The sequence below is a fragment of the Humidesulfovibrio idahonensis genome (assembly GCF_054657715.1).
Window position 1 is genome coordinate 1,156,628 of sequence record NZ_BAAHYE010000002.1, and the last position, 17,786, is coordinate 1,174,413.

Below are 17,786 nucleotides of genomic sequence, written 5' to 3' on the forward strand. Positions count from 1 at the left end.
CGGGCGCATCACGGCTTGCCAAGGCTTCCCCCTCGGGCTATCGTCAAGTCCGCCTGGAATCAGGCTAAAGCTTGTGACGAATCGGTCCGATTTTTGCTTAACAATTCCGACAGGACGTTTCGTCCCACCCGATTGACCATGCGGCCCACGAGGAATCGCGGACATGAGTAAAATTCTCGAACAAGATGAAGTAGATGCCCTCTTACGCGGTCTTTCCGGCGGCGAGGTGGAAACCACGCCGGATATTCCCGAAGACGACTCCGGCATTGTACCTTTTGACCTGACCAACCAGGACCGCATCATCCGCGGCCGCATGCCGGTCCTGGAAATCGTCAACGACCGCTTTGCGCGGTTGTGCACGAACGCGCTGGCCAACACCATGCGCAAGCGCGTCGACATCAATCCCATCTCCATCGACATGAGCAAGTTCGGCGACTTCATGCGCTCGCTGCCGGTGCCCACCAGCATCTCCATCTTCAAAATGGAGCCCCTGCGCGGCAACGCCCTGCTCGTGGTCGACTCGCGCCTCGTTTTCGCCCTTGTGGAGAATTTCTTCGGCGGCGCGGGCTCGCAGCCCAAGGTGGAAGGACGCGACTTCACGCCCATTGAACAGGCCATCGTCGACAAGGTCGTCAAGGTGGCCCTGTCGAACATGGAGGAGTCGTGGAAGCCGGTGCACGAGGTGCACATCGAGGTCGTGCGCTCCGAGGTCAACCCCCAGTTCGCGGCCATCGTGCCGCCGAGTGACGTGGTCATCGTCATCACCTTTGAAGTCGAGCTTGAAAACGCCATCGGCTCGCTCATTTGCTGCCTGCCATACGCCACCATGGAGCCCATTCGCTCCAAGCTGCACGCCTCCTTCCAGTCGGAACGCCTGGAAGTGGACCATGTCTGGATCAGCCGCTTCAAGGAGCGCCTTTTCGAGACGCCGGTGGAGTTTCTGGTGCGCCTGGGCCGCACGCGCATCACGGGCCGCCAGTTGCTGAACCTTGAAGTGGGCGACATCATGCTGCTTGATACCGACGCCGAGGACCTGCTCGAGGTCGAAATCGAAGGCGTGCGCAAATTCCACGGCATCCCCGGCCGCGTGAAGGGCAACAAAAGCTTCAAGATCATCAAGGACGAGCAGCTGCATTTCTAGCTCCTGCCGCGCACGAAAACACCTCAGGGCCGCCATGCGCGGCCCTTTTCCGTCAAAGCCCTTGACTTGAGGCGCCATACCGGTGCATTTCCCCTGCACACGACAATAAGCGGATCACAAGGTCCGCTTTCTACACTCATTCCCTCGGAGGACATTCCCATGACTGAACGCACTTTCTCCATCGTCAAGCCCGACGCCGTTGCCGCCAAACAGACCGGCGCCATCATCCAGATGATTCTTGACGCTGGCCTGACCGTCAAAGGCATGAAGATGATCCAGCTGACCCGCGCCCAGGCCGAAGGCTTCTACGCTGTGCACAGCGCCCGCCCCTTCTTCAAGGACCTGGTCGAGTACATGATCTCCGGCCCGGTGGTCGTGTCCTGCCTGGAAGGCGAGAACGCCATCGCCCGCTACCGCGACCTCATGGGCGCCACAGACCCGGCCAAGGCCGCCGAGGGCACCATCCGCAAGCGTTTCGGCAAGAGCATCGAGGCCAATGCCTGCCACGGCTCCGACGCCCCCGAAACCGCCAAGGTCGAAGTCTCCTACTTCTTCAGCTCCCTGGAACTGGTGGGCTAACGCCATGAAACAGAGCGTCGGCTTCATCGGGGTCGGGAATATGGGTTCGGCCATCGTCACAAGACTGGCCGCCCATAATATCGAGGTCCATGGATGTGATCCGAACGCGGAACGACTGTCCAAGCTGGCCCAGGAGATCGGCCTCAAGATGGAGGCCACTCCCGCCGACTTGGTGAAAAACTGCCGCTACGTGCTGCTGGCCATGAAGCCGCAGCATTTGGCGCCGGTTGTCGAGGAAATCGCCCCGCTGCTCACGCAGGAGCATTGCCTGCTGTCCATCGCCGCGGGCGTGACGCAGAAACGGCTCATGGAGCTTTCTGGCTCGCGCTGCCCTGTGGTGCGCATCATGCCCAACACCCCGGTGCTCGTGGGCGCGGGCGTGTTCGCGCTCTGCTTCGACGACCCCAGCCTGGACGCCGAGCGCCGCGACTTCGTCCGTGCGCTCATTGCTCCCCTGGGGCAGGTGCACGAGCTGCCCGAGAAGCTCTTTGACGCCTTCACAAGCATAGCGGGCTGTGGCCCGGCCTATGTGTTCTACGTCATGGACGCCGTTGTGGAGGCCGGGGTGAACCTGGGCCTGCCGCGCGCCCAGACCACGGAGATCGTCAAGGCGCTCTTCAGCGGTTCGGCCAAACTGGCCGAGGAAGGCGGCCTGCACCTCGCGGAACTGCGCGAGATGGTCACCTCCCCCGCCGGCTCCACCATCCGCGCCACCATGCACTTCGACCGCATGGCCATGCGCGGCATCATCGTGGACGCCGTGCGCGAAGCATACGACCGCAACGTGGAGCTTGGCTGATTCCGACGCTTCAAGCGATGCATTAAAAAAGGCCGGAGGGGAAACCCTTCGGCCTTTTTCTTGTCCGGCGAGGAGCGTGAAACGCTTCGTGAAACATCGTCTCCCAGGTGGCTACACTCCAGCCAGACCGAGCAGGCTCGTCACGCACACCTTGAGCATCTGGAACAGGAAAACGCTCGCAATGCCGGTGAAGAGAACGAGTCTAAACATTCTCTTGAGTTTCTCTAACGTCCATTCCTGGTCATCCGGACCGAGATGCGGCTTGTCCTTGGCGGTGCCGAAGTACACGGCCGGGCCGCCCATGGTGCCCTGCATGAGCCAAGCCGTTGCCGCCATGGGCCAGCCCGCGTTGGGGCTTTCCATCTTCACGGCGTCGGCGCGAAAACGCGTGCGCGCTTCCCTCCAGTTCAGCTTCATGAGCCGACCGACGCCGATGAGCATCCAGGCCGTGAGGCGCGCCGGAACATAGGCCAGCAGGTCGTCCGCCCGGGCCGAGGCCCAGCCGAATTCCCTATACTCGTCGGTCTTGTAGCCCCACATGGAGTCCATGGTGCTCACCGCCTTGTAGGCCCACATGAGCGCGGGCCCGCCAAGGACCAGATAGAACAGCGGTGCGACAAAGCCGTCGCACAGGTTTTCGCTCACGGTCTCCGCCAGGGTGCGGCGTATCTCGCGCTCGCTCATGTAGGTGGTGGTGCGGCTGACAAGCTCGCCCACGGCGTCGCGCGCTTCCTCTAGGCTGCCCTCCTCCAGCATCTCCACGACGTCGCGGGCGCTGTCGAGCAGCTCGCCCAGGGCCAGGCCCGCGTAGGCGAAGTAGACCATGAAGACCATACCGATGAGCTTGAGCTCCATGAGCCCGAACACGGCCGCGGCCGAAAGCCCGGCTGTCAGGGCGACGCAGACCGCGCCGGAGGCCCGCAGGCTCATTTTGAAGCCGCGCGCGCGCGGTTCCAGCCACTCCAGCCAACGGCCAATGAGCCGGACGGGATGCGGCAGGCGGCGCGGGTCGCCCAAAAGCAGATCAAGAACAAAGGCGAGAGCCGGAAGGCTGAACAGCGTCCAAATAAGGATTTTCACGGGGATCTCCGTGTGGGTGTGAAAAAAGGCGGGGACGGCGTGATTGCCATCCCCGCCAGGCGGGATTGTCTAGCTTTCGAAGTAGGAGCGCAGAACGGAACTGCGCACCGGATGGCGGAGTTTGCGCAGGGCCTTGGCTTCGATCTGGCGGATGCGCTCACGGGTGACGTTGAAGAGCTTGCCCACTTCCTCGAGGGTATGGTCGCTCTTCTCGCCGATGCCGAAGCGCTTGCGCAGCACCTGCTCCTCGCGCGGGGTCAGGTCGGCCAGCACCTTGGCTATCTGCTCGGAGAGCTTGGTGCTCACCACTTCTTCCGCCGGGGCCGTGGCCTTCTTGTCCTCGATGAAATCGCCGAGGTTCGAATCTTCCTCGTCGCCGATGGGCGTTTCGAGCGAGATGGGCTCCTTGGCGATCTTGAGCACCTTCTTGACCTTCTCCACCGGGTAGTCCATGCGCTCGGCGATTTCTTCCGGCGAGGGGTCGCGGCCGAGCTCCTGCACCAGATAGCGCGAGGTGCGGATGAGCTTGTTGATGGTCTCGATCATGTGCACCGGGATGCGGATGGTGCGGGCCTGGTCGGCGATGGCGCGGGTGATGGCCTGGCGGATCCACCACGTGGCGTAGGTGCTGAACTTGTAGCCGCGCTGGTACTCGAACTTGTCCACGGCCTTCATGAGGCCGATGTTGCCTTCCTGGATGAGGTCGAGGAACTGCAGGCCGCGGTTGGTGTACTTTTTGGCGATGGACACGACCAGGCGCAGGTTGGCGCGGATGAGCTCCTGCTTGGCGCGCATGGCGGCCAAGTTGCCGCGCTTGATGCGCCAGAGCACTTCCTCAAGGTCGTCCACGTTGTGGCAGCATTTGTCTTGCAGCCGCGTGATGATCTCCATCTTGCCGGAGAGCATTTCCTTGAAGGAGAAGAACTCCTCAACGGTCATGCCCAGCATGTCGGCCGCGTTGACCGGATTGATGTCGCGGTCGTCCACGCCGTGGAAGATGCGCACGATTTCGTCGCGGTTCTTGCCCACGGAGAGGATGTAGGCCGAGAGGTCGCGCTGGCAGTTGTGCATCTGGCGCACGTAGTCGGAAACCGTCTCAATGATGCGGTCGATGAGCGTCTTTTCGATCTTGATGTCGCGCAGGCGGGTGACGATCTCCTCTTTATACGAGAGGATCTCGTTCTGCACGCCGGTAACGCGGCGGTCGAGCTGCGCACAGGCGTCCAGCTTCTCGTAGATCTTACGCTTTTTCTTGAATAGCGCCTTGACCTCGTCGAGCAGGAAGATGACCCGCTGACGCTGGTTCATCTCGTCCTCGGTGGGGTCGTCCTCCTCAATGGTCTTGACCACGTCCTTGAGCTTGATGCGCATGTTCTTGAGGTCCTCGCCCACCTGGACGAGCTCCTCAATGGCGACAGGCACCTCGACCAAGGCGTAGAGGACTTCCATTTCGCCGTTTTCGATCTTCTTGGCGATGACGACCTCGCCCTCGCGGTCGAGAAGCGGCACGGCGCCCATTTCGCGCAGATACATGCGCACGGGGTCGGTGCTGCGGGAGGAATAGTCAGCAGCATCGTCGCCCTCGCTCGGAACCAGATCGAGTTCCTCGTCCGTGTCCGCGGTTTCAGAGGTCAGCTTCTTGCCGTTCTCCTCCGAATCCACGATGACGATGTTCATCTGGTCGAAGATGCTCATCACTTCTTCGAGCTGGTCGGGGGTGTTCATCTCCGTGGGGAGCGTTTTGCCCACTTCCTCAAATGTCAGAAATCCGTTTTTCTTGCCCTTGGCGATCAGGAGCTTGATTTGCTGGATTTCTTTGAGATTATTCATTCTTCCTCCCTGCTGGGGGCATTGAGATCAGTCAAGGCAGCCATGAGCCGTTTTAATTCTTCCGCATCGCCGTTTTGGCTGGCAAGGCGGATTTGTTCCATAAGTTGTTCACGCGTATGCTTCACGCCCGCCTGGGCGATGCGTTCGCACACGTGTTCCCACTCTTGCGCAAGGTCGTCGCCTTCCGGCTTCTCCTCGCTTCTCGTCCTGGCCCAGAAGCTTTTTTCCGCTTCGTCCAAAAGAGGCACCACGTCCCCGTTTCTGGCCTGGGCAAGCTTCTTCCAAAGATCCTGGCCGAAGTCCGTCACGAACAGGCGTTCAAATCCGCGTTTCACCAGCTCCGGTATGTATTCCGGGTACTGGATGGGAAAGCGCAGAAAATAGCGGTCGTCCCGTTCGTCGCGTCCCACTGCCGGCTGACGCTGCTGCGTGGCGGCCGGAGTTGTGAAGCCGCCGGATCGCGGCTGTGCCTGCGTCCGCTGCGTCGGCTCCGCCGCGTTGCCAAGCCTGCCCTGTCCTCCGCCAAAGCGGCGCAGGTCGGACTCGGCAAGGCCAAGTCCCTGGGCCAGACGCGGTATGTAGAACGGCCGCAAGGAGTTATCGGCCAAATGCGCCAAAAACCCATTAGCCCAGCCGACAATTTCTCGCGGGGCATAGCCCTCACGCACCACGGAAAGACAATAGTCGAGTCCGTCTGGCGCGGCGTTGAGGCAGGCATCCAGGCCCTCGTTGCCTTTGCTTTGCAGCAGGCTGTCCACATCCTCGCCATCGGGCATAAGCACAACGCTGCACGAAACGCCGTATTGCAGGATCATTTCCGCGCTGCGCAATGCCGCCTTGCGGCCGGCCGTGTCTCCGTCAAAGATCAAAACCATGCGCGAGCAAAAACCAGCCACGCGCTTCACTTGGTCTTGCGTGAGCGCGGTGCCGAGGACTCCGCAGGCGTCCGTGTATCCAAACTGGTGCAGCGACAGCACATCCATGTACCCTTCCGTCAATATTGCCCGCTTGCTGCGGGTCATGGCCTGGCGGGCCTGGAAGAGGCCGTAGAGGTGTTCCCCCTTTTTATAGATGGGCGTGTCGCTGCTGTTTAAATACTTGGGTTCACCATCTGTAAGTATTCTTCCACCAAAGGCAATAACCTGACCTGATAAATTCTGAATTGGGAAAATGAGACGGCTGCGAAAGCGGTCGTAAATCTTCCCGCGGTCGTTCTTTGAAAGCAGTCCGGCAAGGGCGCCTTCTTCGGGCGTAAAGCCCCGCCCCTTCAGGAACGTGGCCAAGCCCTGCCAGTCGTCCGAGCTTGCGCCCAGGCCAAAGGCGGCAACGATCTCCGGTGTCATGCCGCGCTTGCGCAAATAGGCCCGCGAAACATCGCCCGTGGCCACGTTCAAGTTCCGGCTATAATACTCTTGCGCGGCCTCGTGCATCTCCAGGCAGCGACGCTTCAGCGTCTGCCGCTCGTCATACTCCGGGTCGGGCTTGAAGGCCGTCAGCTCTATGCCCGCCTCCGCGGCAAGCTGCGTGAGCGCGTCCTTGAATTCCAGACCGTTGACGCGCTGATAAAAATCAATGACATCGCCACCGGCCTGACACCCGAAGCAATAAAAAAAGCCTTCGGCCTCGTTGACGCTGAAGGACGGCGTCTTTTCCTGGTGGAACGGACACAGGCCCATTTGCCGCCCGCCGCCAGGACGCAACGACACGTAGCGCCGCACGACGTCCACGATGTTGAGCCGCTGCTTGAGCGTCTGGATGACCTGCTTGTCCATTCGCCCTCTCTCCCCAGTGAACCGGCGCTATTTCAGCGTCGCTTCGGTCATGCCGTCGCCGCCGCGGTCTTCGTTGGCCAAAGTGTACGAGGCGACGCCAGGTGCCGTGCGCAGAAACGCATGGATCTCCTTGCGCAGGGCGCCCGTGCCCCGGCCATGAATGATCTCAACGCCGGTGGCGCCGCGCAGAAGCGAGGCGTCCAAGAACTGCTCCAAGGCCGCGATGGCCTCATCGGCCCGCTGGCCGCGCAGGTCGATGCGCGGCGTAAAGCCCAGATCGGCGCTGACGCCGCCCGCGCCTTGCTGCCGTTCGGCCTTGCGCGGGCTCTTGCCGTCCTGGGTCAGCTCGGCAAAGGCCACCCACATGGCCACGCCGGAAAAATCGACCTTCACCTGGCGCTTGCGCTCGTCCTTTTCCAGAACGACGCCAGCCTTGTTCCAGGCCTTGTAGCTCACGCGCTGGCCCGGAGCGAGATCAGCCCATTCGAGCATCGGCGCGCTCTGCTCCGCTTCCTCCCGCGCCGTGGGCTCAAGACGTTCGCGCACCTCGGCGAGCTTCTTCAGCGCCTGCTTGCGGCCGATGCGCTCGGTCTTCCACTCGCGCAACACGCTCTGCGCCTGTTCGCGCACCTCGGCAAGCACTTTGACGCGCTCCTTCTCATAGCGCGCCTCAAGACTGTCGCGCTTCTTGCGCAGGGCTGCGCGCTCGTCGGCAAGGGCGTCGTTTTCCTGCTCGCGCCGCACGGCCAGGGTGTTCAAGCGGTCCAGCACGGCGCTCGTGTCCGAGCCGTCGAGGAGCAGATACTGCTCGGCGCGGGAAAGAATGGCGCGCGGCAGGCCGTGCTCCCGGGCCACATCCAGGGCGATGCTGGCCCCGACCTGGTCGTAGGCCAGGCGGTACAGCGGCTTCTTGGTCTTGGGATCGAACAGCACGCTGGCGGCGCGCACGCGCTCCGTGGCCAGGGCGTAGGCCTTGAGGGCCGGAAAGTGCGTTGCCGCAAAGCTGGCCGCGCCACGGTCGAGCAAGCCGTCGATGACGGCCTGGGCCAAGGCCGCGCCCTGGGTGGGATCCGTGCCGGCGCCGAACTCGTCGAGCAGGAAAAGCGTCTTGTCGTCCACGCGGTCCCACACGCGGGCAATGTACTGGATCTGCGCCGTGAAGGTGCTGACGTGCTCCTCAAGGCTCTGCTCGTCGCCCAGGACAACGAAGATGTTGGTCCACAGCGGCAAGGACGAGCCCTCGGCCACGGGCACCGGCAAACCGGAAAAGGCCATGAGCGCGATGAGGCCCATGGTCTTGAGGCACACGGTTTTGCCGCCCGCGTTGCCGCCGCTGACGATGAGCGCCAGCTGGCCTTCCTGCAGCTTGATGTCCAGCGGCTGGGTATCCGGGTTGTGCAGGGCGAGGAGCGGATGCCGCGCCTTTATGAGCCGCGCGGGCAAGTCCGCGCCGATGTCCAGCGCGCGGGCGTTTGTCGCATCCGCCAGCCTGGCCTTGGCCATGAGCAGGTCCAGCTGGACCAGGCTGTCGTAGCTGGCCACAACGCCGGGGCGCTCCTGGCGGATGAGCCCGGTCAGATACTCCAGAACCTTGCGTTCTTCGGCCCGCTCCTCGCGCTTGAGCTCCTGCAGGGAGTTGTTGATCTCCACCAAAAACATAGGCTCAAAGTAGCAGGTCTCGCCGGTTTGCGAGTAGTCGTGGATGATGCCGGGAAAGCGGTTCTTAAAGTTGACCTTGAGGGGCAGCACATAGCGGTCGGAAGAAATAGTGATGTACTCATCTTGCAGATATTGCGAGATGTTTTCCGCAAGAACGAAGTCCTTGACGCGCTTGGTGCACTTCTGGTGGATGCCGCGGATCTCCTGACGGACGGAGAAAAGTCCGGGCGAGCTTTCGTCTTTGAGCCGGCCGTCCTGGTCCAGGCAGCGCTTGAGGCCGGACCATGTGGCCTGCGGCCAGGGAGCGCCGGCTACGGCGTCGAAAAGCTCATCCCAGCCGCGCTCCTGAAAGGGCTCCAGCAAGTCGCGGGCGTGGCGCGCCTGCTCCAGCGTCAGCGAGAGCGCATACAGCGCATCCTGCTCAAGCACGCGGTGCGAAACGTCAAGCTCCGGGAAAAAGCTGGCGAAATCTGGAAATGCGGCAAGGCGGAAGCCGGACTCGCGGATCCAGCGCAAGGCTTGATCAAGCAGCGTCAACTGGCTGCGCACGGCCTCAGCGGTCTGGTAAGGCGTCAAGGCGAGACAGGCCGCGGCTCCGGGTTCGGAAACGGCAAAGCCCGACAGTTCCCGCAGGACCTTCGGGAACTCCAGCAAGTGCAGGGTTCTAGGTTCCATGCGGGCCGTCCGGTTACGAGGAAAGTTTGGCGCGAACGGCCTCGCTGGCCTTCTTGCCGTCGTAGCGTCCCTTGTAGGCTTGGGTCAAAGCCTGCATGACCATGCCCATGTCCTTCGGCCCCTGGGCGCCCGTCTCGGCGACAAAGCGGTCAATGGCTTCGGCAAGTTCGGCATCGGTGAGCGAGGTGGGCATGTAGTCCTGCAGTACAACAAGCTCAGCGGCTTCAACGCTGGCAAGCTCGGCGCGGCCATGCTTTTCGTACTGGTCGATGGATTCGCGGCGCTGCTTGATCTGGCGGGCGATGATCTCCAAAAGATCATCATCGGTGAGAGGCCGCATGGTCTCCACCGCACGGTTTTTGGCGGCTGTCTTGAGATGCCTCAAGACAGCCAGCCGAACCGTATCTTTGGCCTTGTAGGCCACTATGTAGTCGGACTCGATGCGTCCTTGGATGGTCATCCGTCGATCCTGGACTTGCGCATCTTTTTGACGAGGCGCTTTTTGGCGGCCGCCTTTTTCTTCTTTTCCTGAACGCTGGGCTTTTCGTAGTGCTGACGCTTCTTCAGCTCGGAGAGGACGCCGGCCTTTTCGACCTGCTTCTTGAAACGACGCAGGGCGATTTCGAAGTTGTCGCTGTCATCCAACAAAATACCGGGCAAATGAATCACCTCCCCAAATGGTGCTGATCAAAAACGCAGACGAATTCCCTACCCCAACGCCCTCACGATTGCAAGGGAATTAGGAGAGAACAAACCGGACCCTCCCGACTTGCGCCGGAAGGGTCCGTATTCGCACTATCGAAGCCGCTTTTCAGACTGGTCTAGTGAGACTGGTGGCCTTCGCCGCAACTGTCGAACCAGCTCTTCAGGATGCAGTAGCCCATCCCGGCGCAGATAACGAACAGCACGATGTACAACACACCAAAAAACACCGCATGGTCAGCCTGAAACCAGGGAAGATCCTGGGGCAATGGGCTGTGAACAGTTTCACCGCGAAGCATAGGAGGCCTCCAGATTTACTTTACGGCGTCCTTCAACAGCTTGCCGGGGCGGAACTTGACAACCTTGGTGGCCGGAATCTTGATCTCTTTGCCGGTGCGGGGATTGCGGCCGACACGAGCCTTGCGCTTCTCCACCTGGAAGGTGCCGAAACCGGTAAGGGTCAGCTTGCCTTCTTTCACCAGGACGTCCTCAACAGCACCGATGAAAGCATTCAGGGCGCGTTCAGCATTGGCCTTAGTAAGGTTGGCCTTTTCAGCAATTTTGACAACCAGCTCAGCCTTCGTCATGTGTCCTTCCTCCTCATTGGTGGGTCACTGTTTGCGGCCCGAATTATCCGAATCTGCCGTGAAATTCATGGTGGTCTTGTCCGTTATGGCAGACGGAGTAACCCGGGCGCTCCTTCCTCATTTCCTCATTTGCCGCCAGGAGGTGCCAAACCCAGCACCCGCCTCGATATGCGACTGAACCTGGATAAACACCAAAGCAAAAGGCAAGTCAAGCAAGAAAATCAAGCGGCAATACTTTTGATAAAGCGCGAAACCGTTCTGGTTCAAGCGTCTCCGGGCGTTGCATCGGGTTTATATCGAGGGAGCGAAGCAGGGCTTCGTAGTTTGAAAAATCTTTTAATTTCAGTATCGTACCGAGTTGCTTGCGCCGCATCTGAAAGCAGAGGCGCAGTGTGGCCGATAAGCGTTGCGCCTCTTGAGCGGAGGGCCTGTCGGGATGCGAAAAAAAACGCAACACGGCTGAGGTGACCTTTGGCTGGGGCCGGAAGACCTGCGGCGGAACCTTGAACAGCATCTCGGCACGGGCATGGCTTTGCACAAAAACCGAAAGCGCGCCGTAGTCGCGCCCGCCGCTGTGGGCCACCAGGCGCTGCCCCGCTTCGAGCTGAACCATGAACACGGCGCGCTCAAAATGCGCCAAGCTGACAATATCCCAAATGAGGGGCGAAGCGATGTTATAAGGAAGGTTGCCGACGATCTTCCACTTGTCCGCCTCGGCAAGACCGGACCACGCGTACTCCAGGGCGTCGCCGCGCACCACTTCGATTTGCGGGTGCTTCAATTCCAGCGCCCCGGCAAGGGCGTCGTCCATCTCAAGCACAATATAACGGCCGGGCTTGCGCAGCACCACCTGCTCGGACAAGGCCCCGCGCCCGGGACCGATCTCCAGCACGTTGTCGCCCGGGGCGATATCGAGAGCATCGACGATTTTCCTCGCGATATTCTGGTCGCACAGGAAATTCTGCCCCAGGCTTCGCTTGGCCGGAGCAAATGCGCCGGGAACATGTTCAGAATTCTTCATAAGCTTGACCTACCAACAGCTGGGCCGGTTGACAACCGCTTTAATCAATCGGTAAAACCCTGCATCCTCATATTAAGGAGCATCTGTAATGGATCTGAGAGACTACATCCGCGACGTGCTGGATTTCAAACCCGGCATCACCTTTTTCGACATCACCCCCCTGCTGGCCAATCCGGCGGCCTTCCGCTACGCCATCGACGCCCTGGCCGAGCGCTACAAGGACGCCGGCGCGAACAAGATCGTCGCCGCCGAAGCCCGCGGATTCCTGTTCGGCGCTCCGCTGGCATACAAGCTCAATGTCGGATTCATTCCCGTGCGCAAGCCCGGCAAGCTGCCCTACAAGACCAAGTCCGTCACCTATGACCTGGAATACGGCACCGACAGCCTGCAGATGCATGTCGATGCGGTGAAGCCCGGTGACCGCGTGCTGATCATCGACGACCTGCTGGCCACCGGCGGCACCACCAACGGCATGATCAAGCTGGTGCAGGGCTCCGGCGCCGAGGTCGCGGGCATCGGCTTCCTCATCGAGCTGGGCTTTCTGGACGGCCCGAGCAAGCTCGAAGGCATTCCCCACGAATATCTGCTCAAGCTGTAAGGACGAACGTACATGGCGACCATCGGCATCATCGGCGGCAGCGGGCTCGACAACCCGGACATCCTCAAGAATCCCAAAGATCAGCGCGTTGCCACCGCGTACGGCGAATTGCCTTCGCCCGTGCGCGTGGGGTCAATAGGCGAACACACCATCTGCCTCGTTGCCCGGCATGGGCGCGAGCACACGGTTCCGCCCTCCCAGGTCAATTTCAGGGCCATCATCGACACCCTGAAGCAGCTCGGCTGCACATCGATATTGAGCACAACGGCCGTGGGCTCCCTGCGTGAGGAGATCGGCCGTGGCGACCTCGTGGTGCTCGACCAGTTCATCGACTTCACAAGGCACCGCGCCGTGACCTTCCACGAGACGTTTGAACCGCACCAGCCCATCCACTGCCCAATGGCCGAACCGTTCGACGCCTCGCTGCGCGCCCTGCTCAACGCCACCTGCGAAGAACTCGGCATCCGCCACCACACGCGCGGCACGGTCATCACCATCGAAGGTCCGCGCTTCAGCACGCGGGCCGAATCGAACATGTTCCGGCTCTTCGGAGCCGACGTCATCAATATGAGCGTCGCCCCTGAATGCATCCTAGCCAACGAGGCCGGAATCCCGTATGCCTCTGTGGCGATGAGCACCGACTACGATTGTTGGAAGACCGACGAGGCGCCCGTGACCTGGGACGACATCCTGGCCATTTTCCGCCAAAACGCCCAGAAGGTCACCGACGTGCTCATCAAGGCCATTGGCAAGGTGGCATAGAGAATCACGCCGGAAAGGGCTTTCTGGCGCTTGACAATCCGTGCCTTCCGTGAATAAAGAACCGCTCTCTATTTTTTGATGACAATCTGGCAGCCCGCGCTCGCCGGACAAGGAGGAACATTCCCATGGCTGAAGAAAAGAAGAAGGCCAGCGCCCTCGACGGCGCTGTCATGACCGCTGAAGGCCTGTCCTTCAAAGGCTTCATCATGTCCCCCGTGGTGGAGAATTGCGCCGGCTGCGAGCGCGTCACCCCCTTTGAGGACAAAACCTACTGCCCGACCTATGCCGATCCCTCCAAGAAGTGGACGCGCGGCATTTGCAACTTTGCCACCCACGTGAAAGCCACGGTGGACAAGGAAGGCAAGACCAAGGTCAACCCGCTGAAGGCGTCCAAGCGCGCCGCCAGGGGTCGCTAGCCCATTTGAGACGACGAGGCGGGGGCAACCCCGCCTTTTCTTTTTCAACCCGCGGCACATGCCGCAACCGGCACCACGGAGCCTCCCATGCTCGCCGCAATAAATCGGCACCTCGAGTCCTCGGCCCAGACCATCATCGACCTGCAACGCGTGCTTGTGGCCATTCCGGCCCTTGGCCCCCTGAACGGCGGCCCCGGGGAAACGGAGAAGACGGCGTACCTCAAGTCCTACCTGACGGATCTTGGATTCGCCGAGGTGCGCGAGCTCCGCGCGCCGGACCCCGCCGTGCCCTGCGGCTACCGGCCCAGCCTGGCTGCGGTCATTCCCGGCCGCAACACGGCCAAGACCTTCTGGGTCATCTCGCACACGGACATCGTGCCTCCGGGAGACCGGGCCTTGTGGGACTCGGATCCGTACACGCTCAAGGTCGAGGGCGACATCCTCATCGGGCGCGGCGTGGAGGACAACCACCAGGGCGTGGTCTGCTCGCTCATCGTGGCCAAGGCGCTGCTGGAGCTGAACATCACCCCGGACATGAACTACGGCGTGCTCCTTGTGGCCGATGAAGAAACCGGCAGCAAGTACGGCCTGGACTATGTGGTACAGAAGCACCCGGAGCTCTTCGGACCGGACGACCTTTTCCTGGTGCCGGACTTCGGCGAGCCCACCTCCACCATGATCGAGATTGCCGAGAAGAGCATGCTCTGGCTCAAGGTCATCGTGGAAGGCAAGCAGTGCCACGCCTCCACGCCCAAGGCCGGCAAGAATTCCCTTGTCGCGGCCGCCAAGCTCATCACCAGAATTCCCGAACTGCACCAGCGCTTCGACCGCCAGGACCCGCTTTTCGATCCGCCCTACTCCACCTTCGAGCCGACCAAGAAGGAAGCCAATGTGGAGAACATCAACACCATTCCCGGCCGCGACGTGTTCTACGTGGATTGCCGCGTCATGCCCGGCTATGACCTGGAAGACGTTGTTGCGGCCATCAAGGAATACGGCGACGACGTGGAGCGCGAATTCGGCGTCGCCATCCGCTACGAGTACGTGCAGAGCGAACAGGCCGCCGACCCCACGCCCGCGGACAGCGAGATCGTGACCCGGCTCGTGTCCCGCGTGCGCCAGGTGTTCGGCAACGAGCCCAAGCTGCAGGGCATCGGCGGCGGCACTGTGGCCGCATACCTGCGCCGCGCCGGGCACAAGGCCGCGGTGTGGGCCACGCTCATGCACAACGCGCATCAGCCCAACGAGCGCTCGTCCATCTCGTGCAGCATCAAGGACGCCAAGGTCATGGCGGCCATGCTTTTCGACGAGTAGGGGCCCTGCCCATGGACATTCCCCGAGCCCTGCCCGAGGTTTTCGACCTCATCGTGGTGGGCGCTGGCCACGCCGGGTGCGAGGCGGCAAGCGCGAGTGCGCGGCTGGGCCTTGCAACCCTGCTCCTCACCAGCAACCTCGACCGCATCGGGCATCTCTCGTGCAATCCGGCCATCGGCGGCTTGGCCAAAGGCCACATGGTGCGCGAGATCGACGCCCTGGGCGGTCGCATGGGCCTCTGGGCCGACGCTGCGGGCATTCAGTTCCGGCAGCTGAACCAGAGCAAAGGCCCGGCAGTGCGCTCCACCCGCGCACAGATCGACCGCGCGGAATACCTGCGCGTGGTCCAGGCCGATCTCTTCGCCCAGCCGAACCTCTGGATCATCCAAGACATGGCCACCGAGGTGCTTGCGCACAAGGGCCGGGCCAGCGGCGTGCACACGCGCATGGGCCAGGAGTTCCGGTCCCGCGCGGTGCTGCTGACCACCGGCACCTTCCTGTCCGGCCTCATCCACATCGGCCTGGCGCATTTTTCCGGCGGAAGGTTGGGCGATGCCCCGGCCACCGGGCTTTCCGACTCCCTGCGCGGCCACGGGTTCGAGCTTGGCCGGCTGAAAACCGGCACGCCGCCCCGGTTGCTCAAAAGCAGCGTCGACTTTGCGGCCATGACGCCCCAGCATGGCGACAATCCGCCCACGCCCTTCAGCTTTCTCAGCGACCGCGTGCCCCTGCCCCAGGTTCCCTGCCATTTGACCTATACGAATGCGGCCACCCACGCGGCCATCCGCACCGGGTTCGAGCGCTCGCCGCTGTTCTCCGGCGTCATCCAGGGCACCGGCGCGCGCTACTGCCCCTCGGTCGAGGACAAAGTCGCGCGCTTTCCGGACAAGGAACGGCATCAGATCTTCATCGAGCCCGAGGGGCTGCACAGTCCGGAGGTCTATCCCAACGGCATTTCCACAAGCCTGCCGCTGGACATCCAGAAGCTGCTGCTCACGACCATTCCCGGCCTGGAGCGCGCCGTCATCGCCCGGCCCGGCTATGCCATCGAATATGATTTTTCGCCGCCGACGCAGCTTCTGCCCACCCTGGAGTCGAAACCCTTGCCAGGACTCTACATGGCCGGGCAGATCAACGGCACCAGCGGCTACGAGGAAGCGGCCGCGCAGGGGCTTTGGGCCGCGCTGAACGCGTATTGCGCCCTTGCCGGCCTGCCGCCTTTTCTGCTGCGGCGCGACCAGGCCTACATGGCCGTGCTTGTGGACGACCTGGTGACCATGGGCACCCAGGAGCCCTACCGCATGTTCACCTCGCGCGCGGAATACCGGCTCTTGCTGCGCGAGGGCAACGCCGATGCGCGCCTCACGCCCATCGGCCGGGAATTGGGCCTTGTGGACGAAGCGCGGCAGGCGCGGTTTGCGGCCAAGGCGCGGCGCATCGCCATGCTGCTCGAAGCCTTCGAGGCCGTGCATGTGCGGCCCGATGCGCCCACCAGGGAGTTGCTGGCGCAAATCGGCGCGGCCATCCCGGGCAAGGCCGTGAGCCTTTCCGCCCTGCTGCGCCAGCACCAGCTGTCCATCGAGGCCTTGGAGCCCTTTCTGCCCGCCATTGCGCAGGAATCGCCGGAAGTGCTGCGCGAGGTGGAGACGCAGATCCGCTACGAGAGCTATCTGACCCGTGAAGCCGACCGGGTGTCACGCAGTCGTGACATGGAGGACACGGCCTTGCCGCAGGACATGGCGTATGGTCTTGTGTCCGGCCTGACGACAGAGGCGGTTGAAAAGCTCACGCGCATACGTCCCGCGACCCTGGGCCAGGCTGGACGCATTTCCGGCATCACTCCCGCCGCGGTGTGCTGCCTGGAGATCGCCCTGCGCAAGCGCGGGCGCAAGGAACAAGATGTCTCGTCCAGCGGGGATTATTGACATTACCGCTCCGGACCACTAATTTCAAACATTGCGCAGTCTCAATATCAGCGCAGAACCTGCAAAAACGGTCTTCGAGGACCGCACAGACGAGGAGCCCAGTCTTGGACGAAGGGTCAAACGGCACAATACTTTCGGCCATCCGCAGCCTGTTCCGCAGAAGCGATTCACCCCTTGACGAAATGTTCAAGGATGCGGTGGCCGAAGGCGAGATAAAAAGCGACGACGTGCGCATTCTGCAAAACGTCATCGAGCTGGAAGAACGGCGCGTCAGCGAGATCATGATCCCCAGGCCGGATATTTTCTGCGCGGAGCAGGACAGCACCCTGGCCGAGGTCGCCGCGCTCATCATCGAGCACGGGCACTCGCGCATCCCCATCTATCGCGACAACCGCGACCACATGGTGGGTGTGGTGCACGCCAAGGATGTGCTCGGCCCCTTGCTGCTGCCGCTGGGGGAACAGCCGCCCGTCACCAGCATCATGCGCCCTGTGCATTTCGTGCCGGAAACGACGAATCTGAAGAGCCTGCTGCACGACATGCAGTCGCGCAAGATCCATCTTGTCATCGCCCTGGACGAGTACGGCGGCACCGCGGGCATGCTCACCATGGAGGACATTCTGGAGCAGATCGTCGGCGAAATCGGCGACGAATACGACGCGCTGCGCCCGGAGGACGTTCAGGAAATGCCCGATGGCAGCCAGATCGTGTCCGGCCGCGTCTCCCTCGACGAGATCAATGAGCGCTTCGGCCTGGACCTCGCCTCCGACCTTGTGGAAAGCATCGGCGGGCACTTGAGCGAAATCGCCGGGCATATCCCTGAAAAGGGCGAGAGCTTCGACCTGGGCGGCTGGCGCTTCCAGGTGCACGAGGCCGACGCGAAACATATTGAAAGCCTGCGCGTGCTGCGCGCGGAATAGGACAGC

At 62.0% G+C, this 17,786-nt stretch carries 18 protein-coding genes; 9 read left to right on the forward strand and 9 right to left on the reverse strand.

Annotated features, from left to right (window positions below):
* Positions 1–163 precede the first annotated feature (163 nt).
* The 3 genes from fliM (at position 164) to proC (ending at position 2,519) form a co-directional block, all read left to right on the forward strand.
* Positions 164–1,141 (forward strand): flagellar motor switch protein FliM, encoded by a 978-nt coding sequence (fliM, locus tag ACYQ4W_RS05660; protein WP_459853854.1) that lies wholly within the window; start codon positions 164–166, stop codon positions 1,139–1,141.
* 159 nt (positions 1,142–1,300) lie between these two features.
* Positions 1,301–1,720 (forward strand): nucleoside-diphosphate kinase, encoded by a 420-nt coding sequence (gene ndk, locus ACYQ4W_RS05665; protein WP_459853857.1) that lies wholly within the window; start codon positions 1,301–1,303, stop codon positions 1,718–1,720.
* A 4-nt stretch (positions 1,721–1,724) separates the two neighbouring features.
* Positions 1,725–2,519, forward strand: coding sequence for a pyrroline-5-carboxylate reductase (proC, locus tag ACYQ4W_RS05670; protein WP_459853859.1), 795 nt, complete (start codon positions 1,725–1,727; stop codon positions 2,517–2,519).
* Between the two features lie 111 nt (positions 2,520–2,630).
* Here the strand turns inward: proC and cbiB are convergent, their stop codons facing one another.
* From cbiB to rsmA, 9 genes are all read right to left on the reverse strand, one after another.
* Positions 2,631–3,599 carry an adenosylcobinamide-phosphate synthase CbiB gene (gene cbiB / locus ACYQ4W_RS05675; protein WP_459853861.1) on the reverse strand — a complete coding sequence of 323 codons (969 nt, stop codon included), beginning with the start codon at positions 3,597–3,599 and terminating at the stop codon, positions 2,631–2,633.
* Between the two features lie 69 nt (positions 3,600–3,668).
* Positions 3,669–5,429, reverse strand: a complete 1,761-nt coding sequence (rpoD, locus tag ACYQ4W_RS05680; RefSeq protein ID WP_459853864.1) for an RNA polymerase sigma factor RpoD — start codon at positions 5,427–5,429, stop codon at positions 3,669–3,671.
* Entirely contained in the window at positions 5,426–7,201 is a 1,776-nt protein-coding gene (gene dnaG, locus ACYQ4W_RS05685) for a DNA primase (RefSeq protein ID WP_459853866.1), read from the reverse strand. Before dnaG ends, rpoD begins: the two co-directional genes overlap by 4 nt.
* Before the next feature lie 27 nt (positions 7,202–7,228).
* Positions 7,229–9,535 (reverse strand): endonuclease MutS2, encoded by a 2,307-nt coding sequence (locus ACYQ4W_RS05690; protein WP_459853868.1) that lies wholly within the window; start codon positions 9,533–9,535, stop codon positions 7,229–7,231.
* A gap of 13 nt (positions 9,536–9,548) precedes the next feature.
* Positions 9,549–9,995 carry a GatB/YqeY domain-containing protein gene (locus ACYQ4W_RS05695; protein ID WP_459853870.1) on the reverse strand — a complete coding sequence of 149 codons (447 nt, stop codon included), beginning with the start codon at positions 9,993–9,995 and terminating at the stop codon, positions 9,549–9,551.
* The gene (gene rpsU, locus ACYQ4W_RS05700) at positions 9,992–10,195 is read right to left on the reverse strand and encodes a 30S ribosomal protein S21 (RefSeq protein WP_305571985.1); all 204 of its coding nucleotides are present in this window, start codon (positions 10,193–10,195) and stop codon (positions 9,992–9,994) included. The genes ACYQ4W_RS05695 and rpsU overlap by 4 nt, the downstream gene beginning before the upstream one ends.
* A 161-nt stretch (positions 10,196–10,356) precedes the next feature.
* The gene (locus ACYQ4W_RS05705; RefSeq protein WP_459853872.1) at positions 10,357–10,536 is read right to left on the reverse strand and encodes a hypothetical protein; all 180 of its coding nucleotides are present in this window, start codon (positions 10,534–10,536) and stop codon (positions 10,357–10,359) included.
* 15 nt (positions 10,537–10,551) lie between these two features.
* Entirely contained in the window at positions 10,552–10,824 is a 273-nt protein-coding gene (locus ACYQ4W_RS05710; protein WP_305571986.1) for an HU family DNA-binding protein, read from the reverse strand.
* A 208-nt stretch (positions 10,825–11,032) separates the two neighbouring features.
* Entirely contained in the window at positions 11,033–11,845 is an 813-nt protein-coding gene (gene rsmA / locus ACYQ4W_RS05715; protein WP_459853876.1) for a 16S rRNA (adenine(1518)-N(6)/adenine(1519)-N(6))-dimethyltransferase RsmA, read from the reverse strand.
* A gap of 88 nt (positions 11,846–11,933) precedes the next feature.
* On the opposite strand from rsmA, the gene ACYQ4W_RS05720 reads away from it, so the two are divergent.
* The 6 genes from ACYQ4W_RS05720 to ACYQ4W_RS05745 all read left to right on the forward strand — a co-directional run bounded on the left by ACYQ4W_RS05720 (position 11,934) and on the right by ACYQ4W_RS05745 (position 17,780).
* Entirely contained in the window at positions 11,934–12,443 is a 510-nt protein-coding gene (locus tag ACYQ4W_RS05720; protein ID WP_459853878.1) for an adenine phosphoribosyltransferase, read from the forward strand.
* 12 nt (positions 12,444–12,455) lie between these two features.
* Positions 12,456–13,205 (forward strand): MTAP family purine nucleoside phosphorylase, encoded by a 750-nt coding sequence (locus ACYQ4W_RS05725; RefSeq protein WP_459853880.1) that lies wholly within the window; start codon positions 12,456–12,458, stop codon positions 13,203–13,205.
* A gap of 125 nt (positions 13,206–13,330) precedes the next feature.
* Positions 13,331–13,621: a PxxKW family cysteine-rich protein gene (locus ACYQ4W_RS05730; RefSeq protein ID WP_459853883.1), complete on the forward strand. Its 291-nt coding sequence runs from the start codon at positions 13,331–13,333 to the stop codon at positions 13,619–13,621.
* Positions 13,622–13,708: 87 nt separating this feature from the next.
* Positions 13,709–14,935 (forward strand): M20 family metallo-hydrolase, encoded by a 1,227-nt coding sequence (locus tag ACYQ4W_RS05735; protein ID WP_459853885.1) that lies wholly within the window; start codon positions 13,709–13,711, stop codon positions 14,933–14,935.
* A gap of 11 nt (positions 14,936–14,946) precedes the next feature.
* Complete coding sequence (gene mnmG, locus ACYQ4W_RS05740; protein WP_459853888.1) at positions 14,947–16,860, forward strand: tRNA uridine-5-carboxymethylaminomethyl(34) synthesis enzyme MnmG; 1,914 nt, start codon at positions 14,947–14,949, stop codon at positions 16,858–16,860.
* A gap of 104 nt (positions 16,861–16,964) precedes the next feature.
* Positions 16,965–17,780 (forward strand): hemolysin family protein, encoded by an 816-nt coding sequence (locus ACYQ4W_RS05745; RefSeq protein WP_459853890.1) that lies wholly within the window; start codon positions 16,965–16,967, stop codon positions 17,778–17,780.
* The last annotated feature ends 6 nt before the right edge of the window (positions 17,781–17,786 follow it).

Bases quoted from the DNA above. Each gene is read 5' to 3' on its own strand.
- fliM (WP_459853854.1), top strand. From the start codon at position 164: ATGAGTAAAATTCTCGAACAAGATGAAGTAGATGCCCTCTTACGCGGT.
- ndk (WP_459853857.1), top strand. From the start codon at position 1,301: ATGACTGAACGCACTTTCTCCATCGTCAAGCCCGACGCCGTTGCCGCC.
- proC (WP_459853859.1), top strand. From the start codon at position 1,725: ATGAAACAGAGCGTCGGCTTCATCGGGGTCGGGAATATGGGTTCGGCC.
- rpoD (WP_459853864.1), bottom strand. From the start codon at position 5,429: ATGAATAATCTCAAAGAAATCCAGCAAATCAAGCTCCTGATCGCCAAG.
- dnaG (WP_459853866.1), bottom strand. From the start codon at position 7,201: ATGGACAAGCAGGTCATCCAGACGCTCAAGCAGCGGCTCAACATCGTG.
- ACYQ4W_RS05690 (WP_459853868.1), bottom strand. From the start codon at position 9,535: ATGGAACCTAGAACCCTGCACTTGCTGGAGTTCCCGAAGGTCCTGCGG.
- ACYQ4W_RS05695 (WP_459853870.1), bottom strand. From the start codon at position 9,995: ATGACCATCCAAGGACGCATCGAGTCCGACTACATAGTGGCCTACAAG.
- ACYQ4W_RS05705 (WP_459853872.1), bottom strand. From the start codon at position 10,536: ATGCTTCGCGGTGAAACTGTTCACAGCCCATTGCCCCAGGATCTTCCC.
- ACYQ4W_RS05710 (WP_305571986.1), bottom strand. From the start codon at position 10,824: ATGACGAAGGCTGAGCTGGTTGTCAAAATTGCTGAAAAGGCCAACCTT.
- rsmA (WP_459853876.1), bottom strand. From the start codon at position 11,845: ATGAAGAATTCTGAACATGTTCCCGGCGCATTTGCTCCGGCCAAGCGA.
- ACYQ4W_RS05720 (WP_459853878.1), top strand. From the start codon at position 11,934: ATGGATCTGAGAGACTACATCCGCGACGTGCTGGATTTCAAACCCGGC.
- ACYQ4W_RS05725 (WP_459853880.1), top strand. From the start codon at position 12,456: ATGGCGACCATCGGCATCATCGGCGGCAGCGGGCTCGACAACCCGGAC.
- ACYQ4W_RS05730 (WP_459853883.1), top strand. From the start codon at position 13,331: ATGGCTGAAGAAAAGAAGAAGGCCAGCGCCCTCGACGGCGCTGTCATG.
- ACYQ4W_RS05735 (WP_459853885.1), top strand. From the start codon at position 13,709: ATGCTCGCCGCAATAAATCGGCACCTCGAGTCCTCGGCCCAGACCATC.
- mnmG (WP_459853888.1), top strand. From the start codon at position 14,947: ATGGACATTCCCCGAGCCCTGCCCGAGGTTTTCGACCTCATCGTGGTG.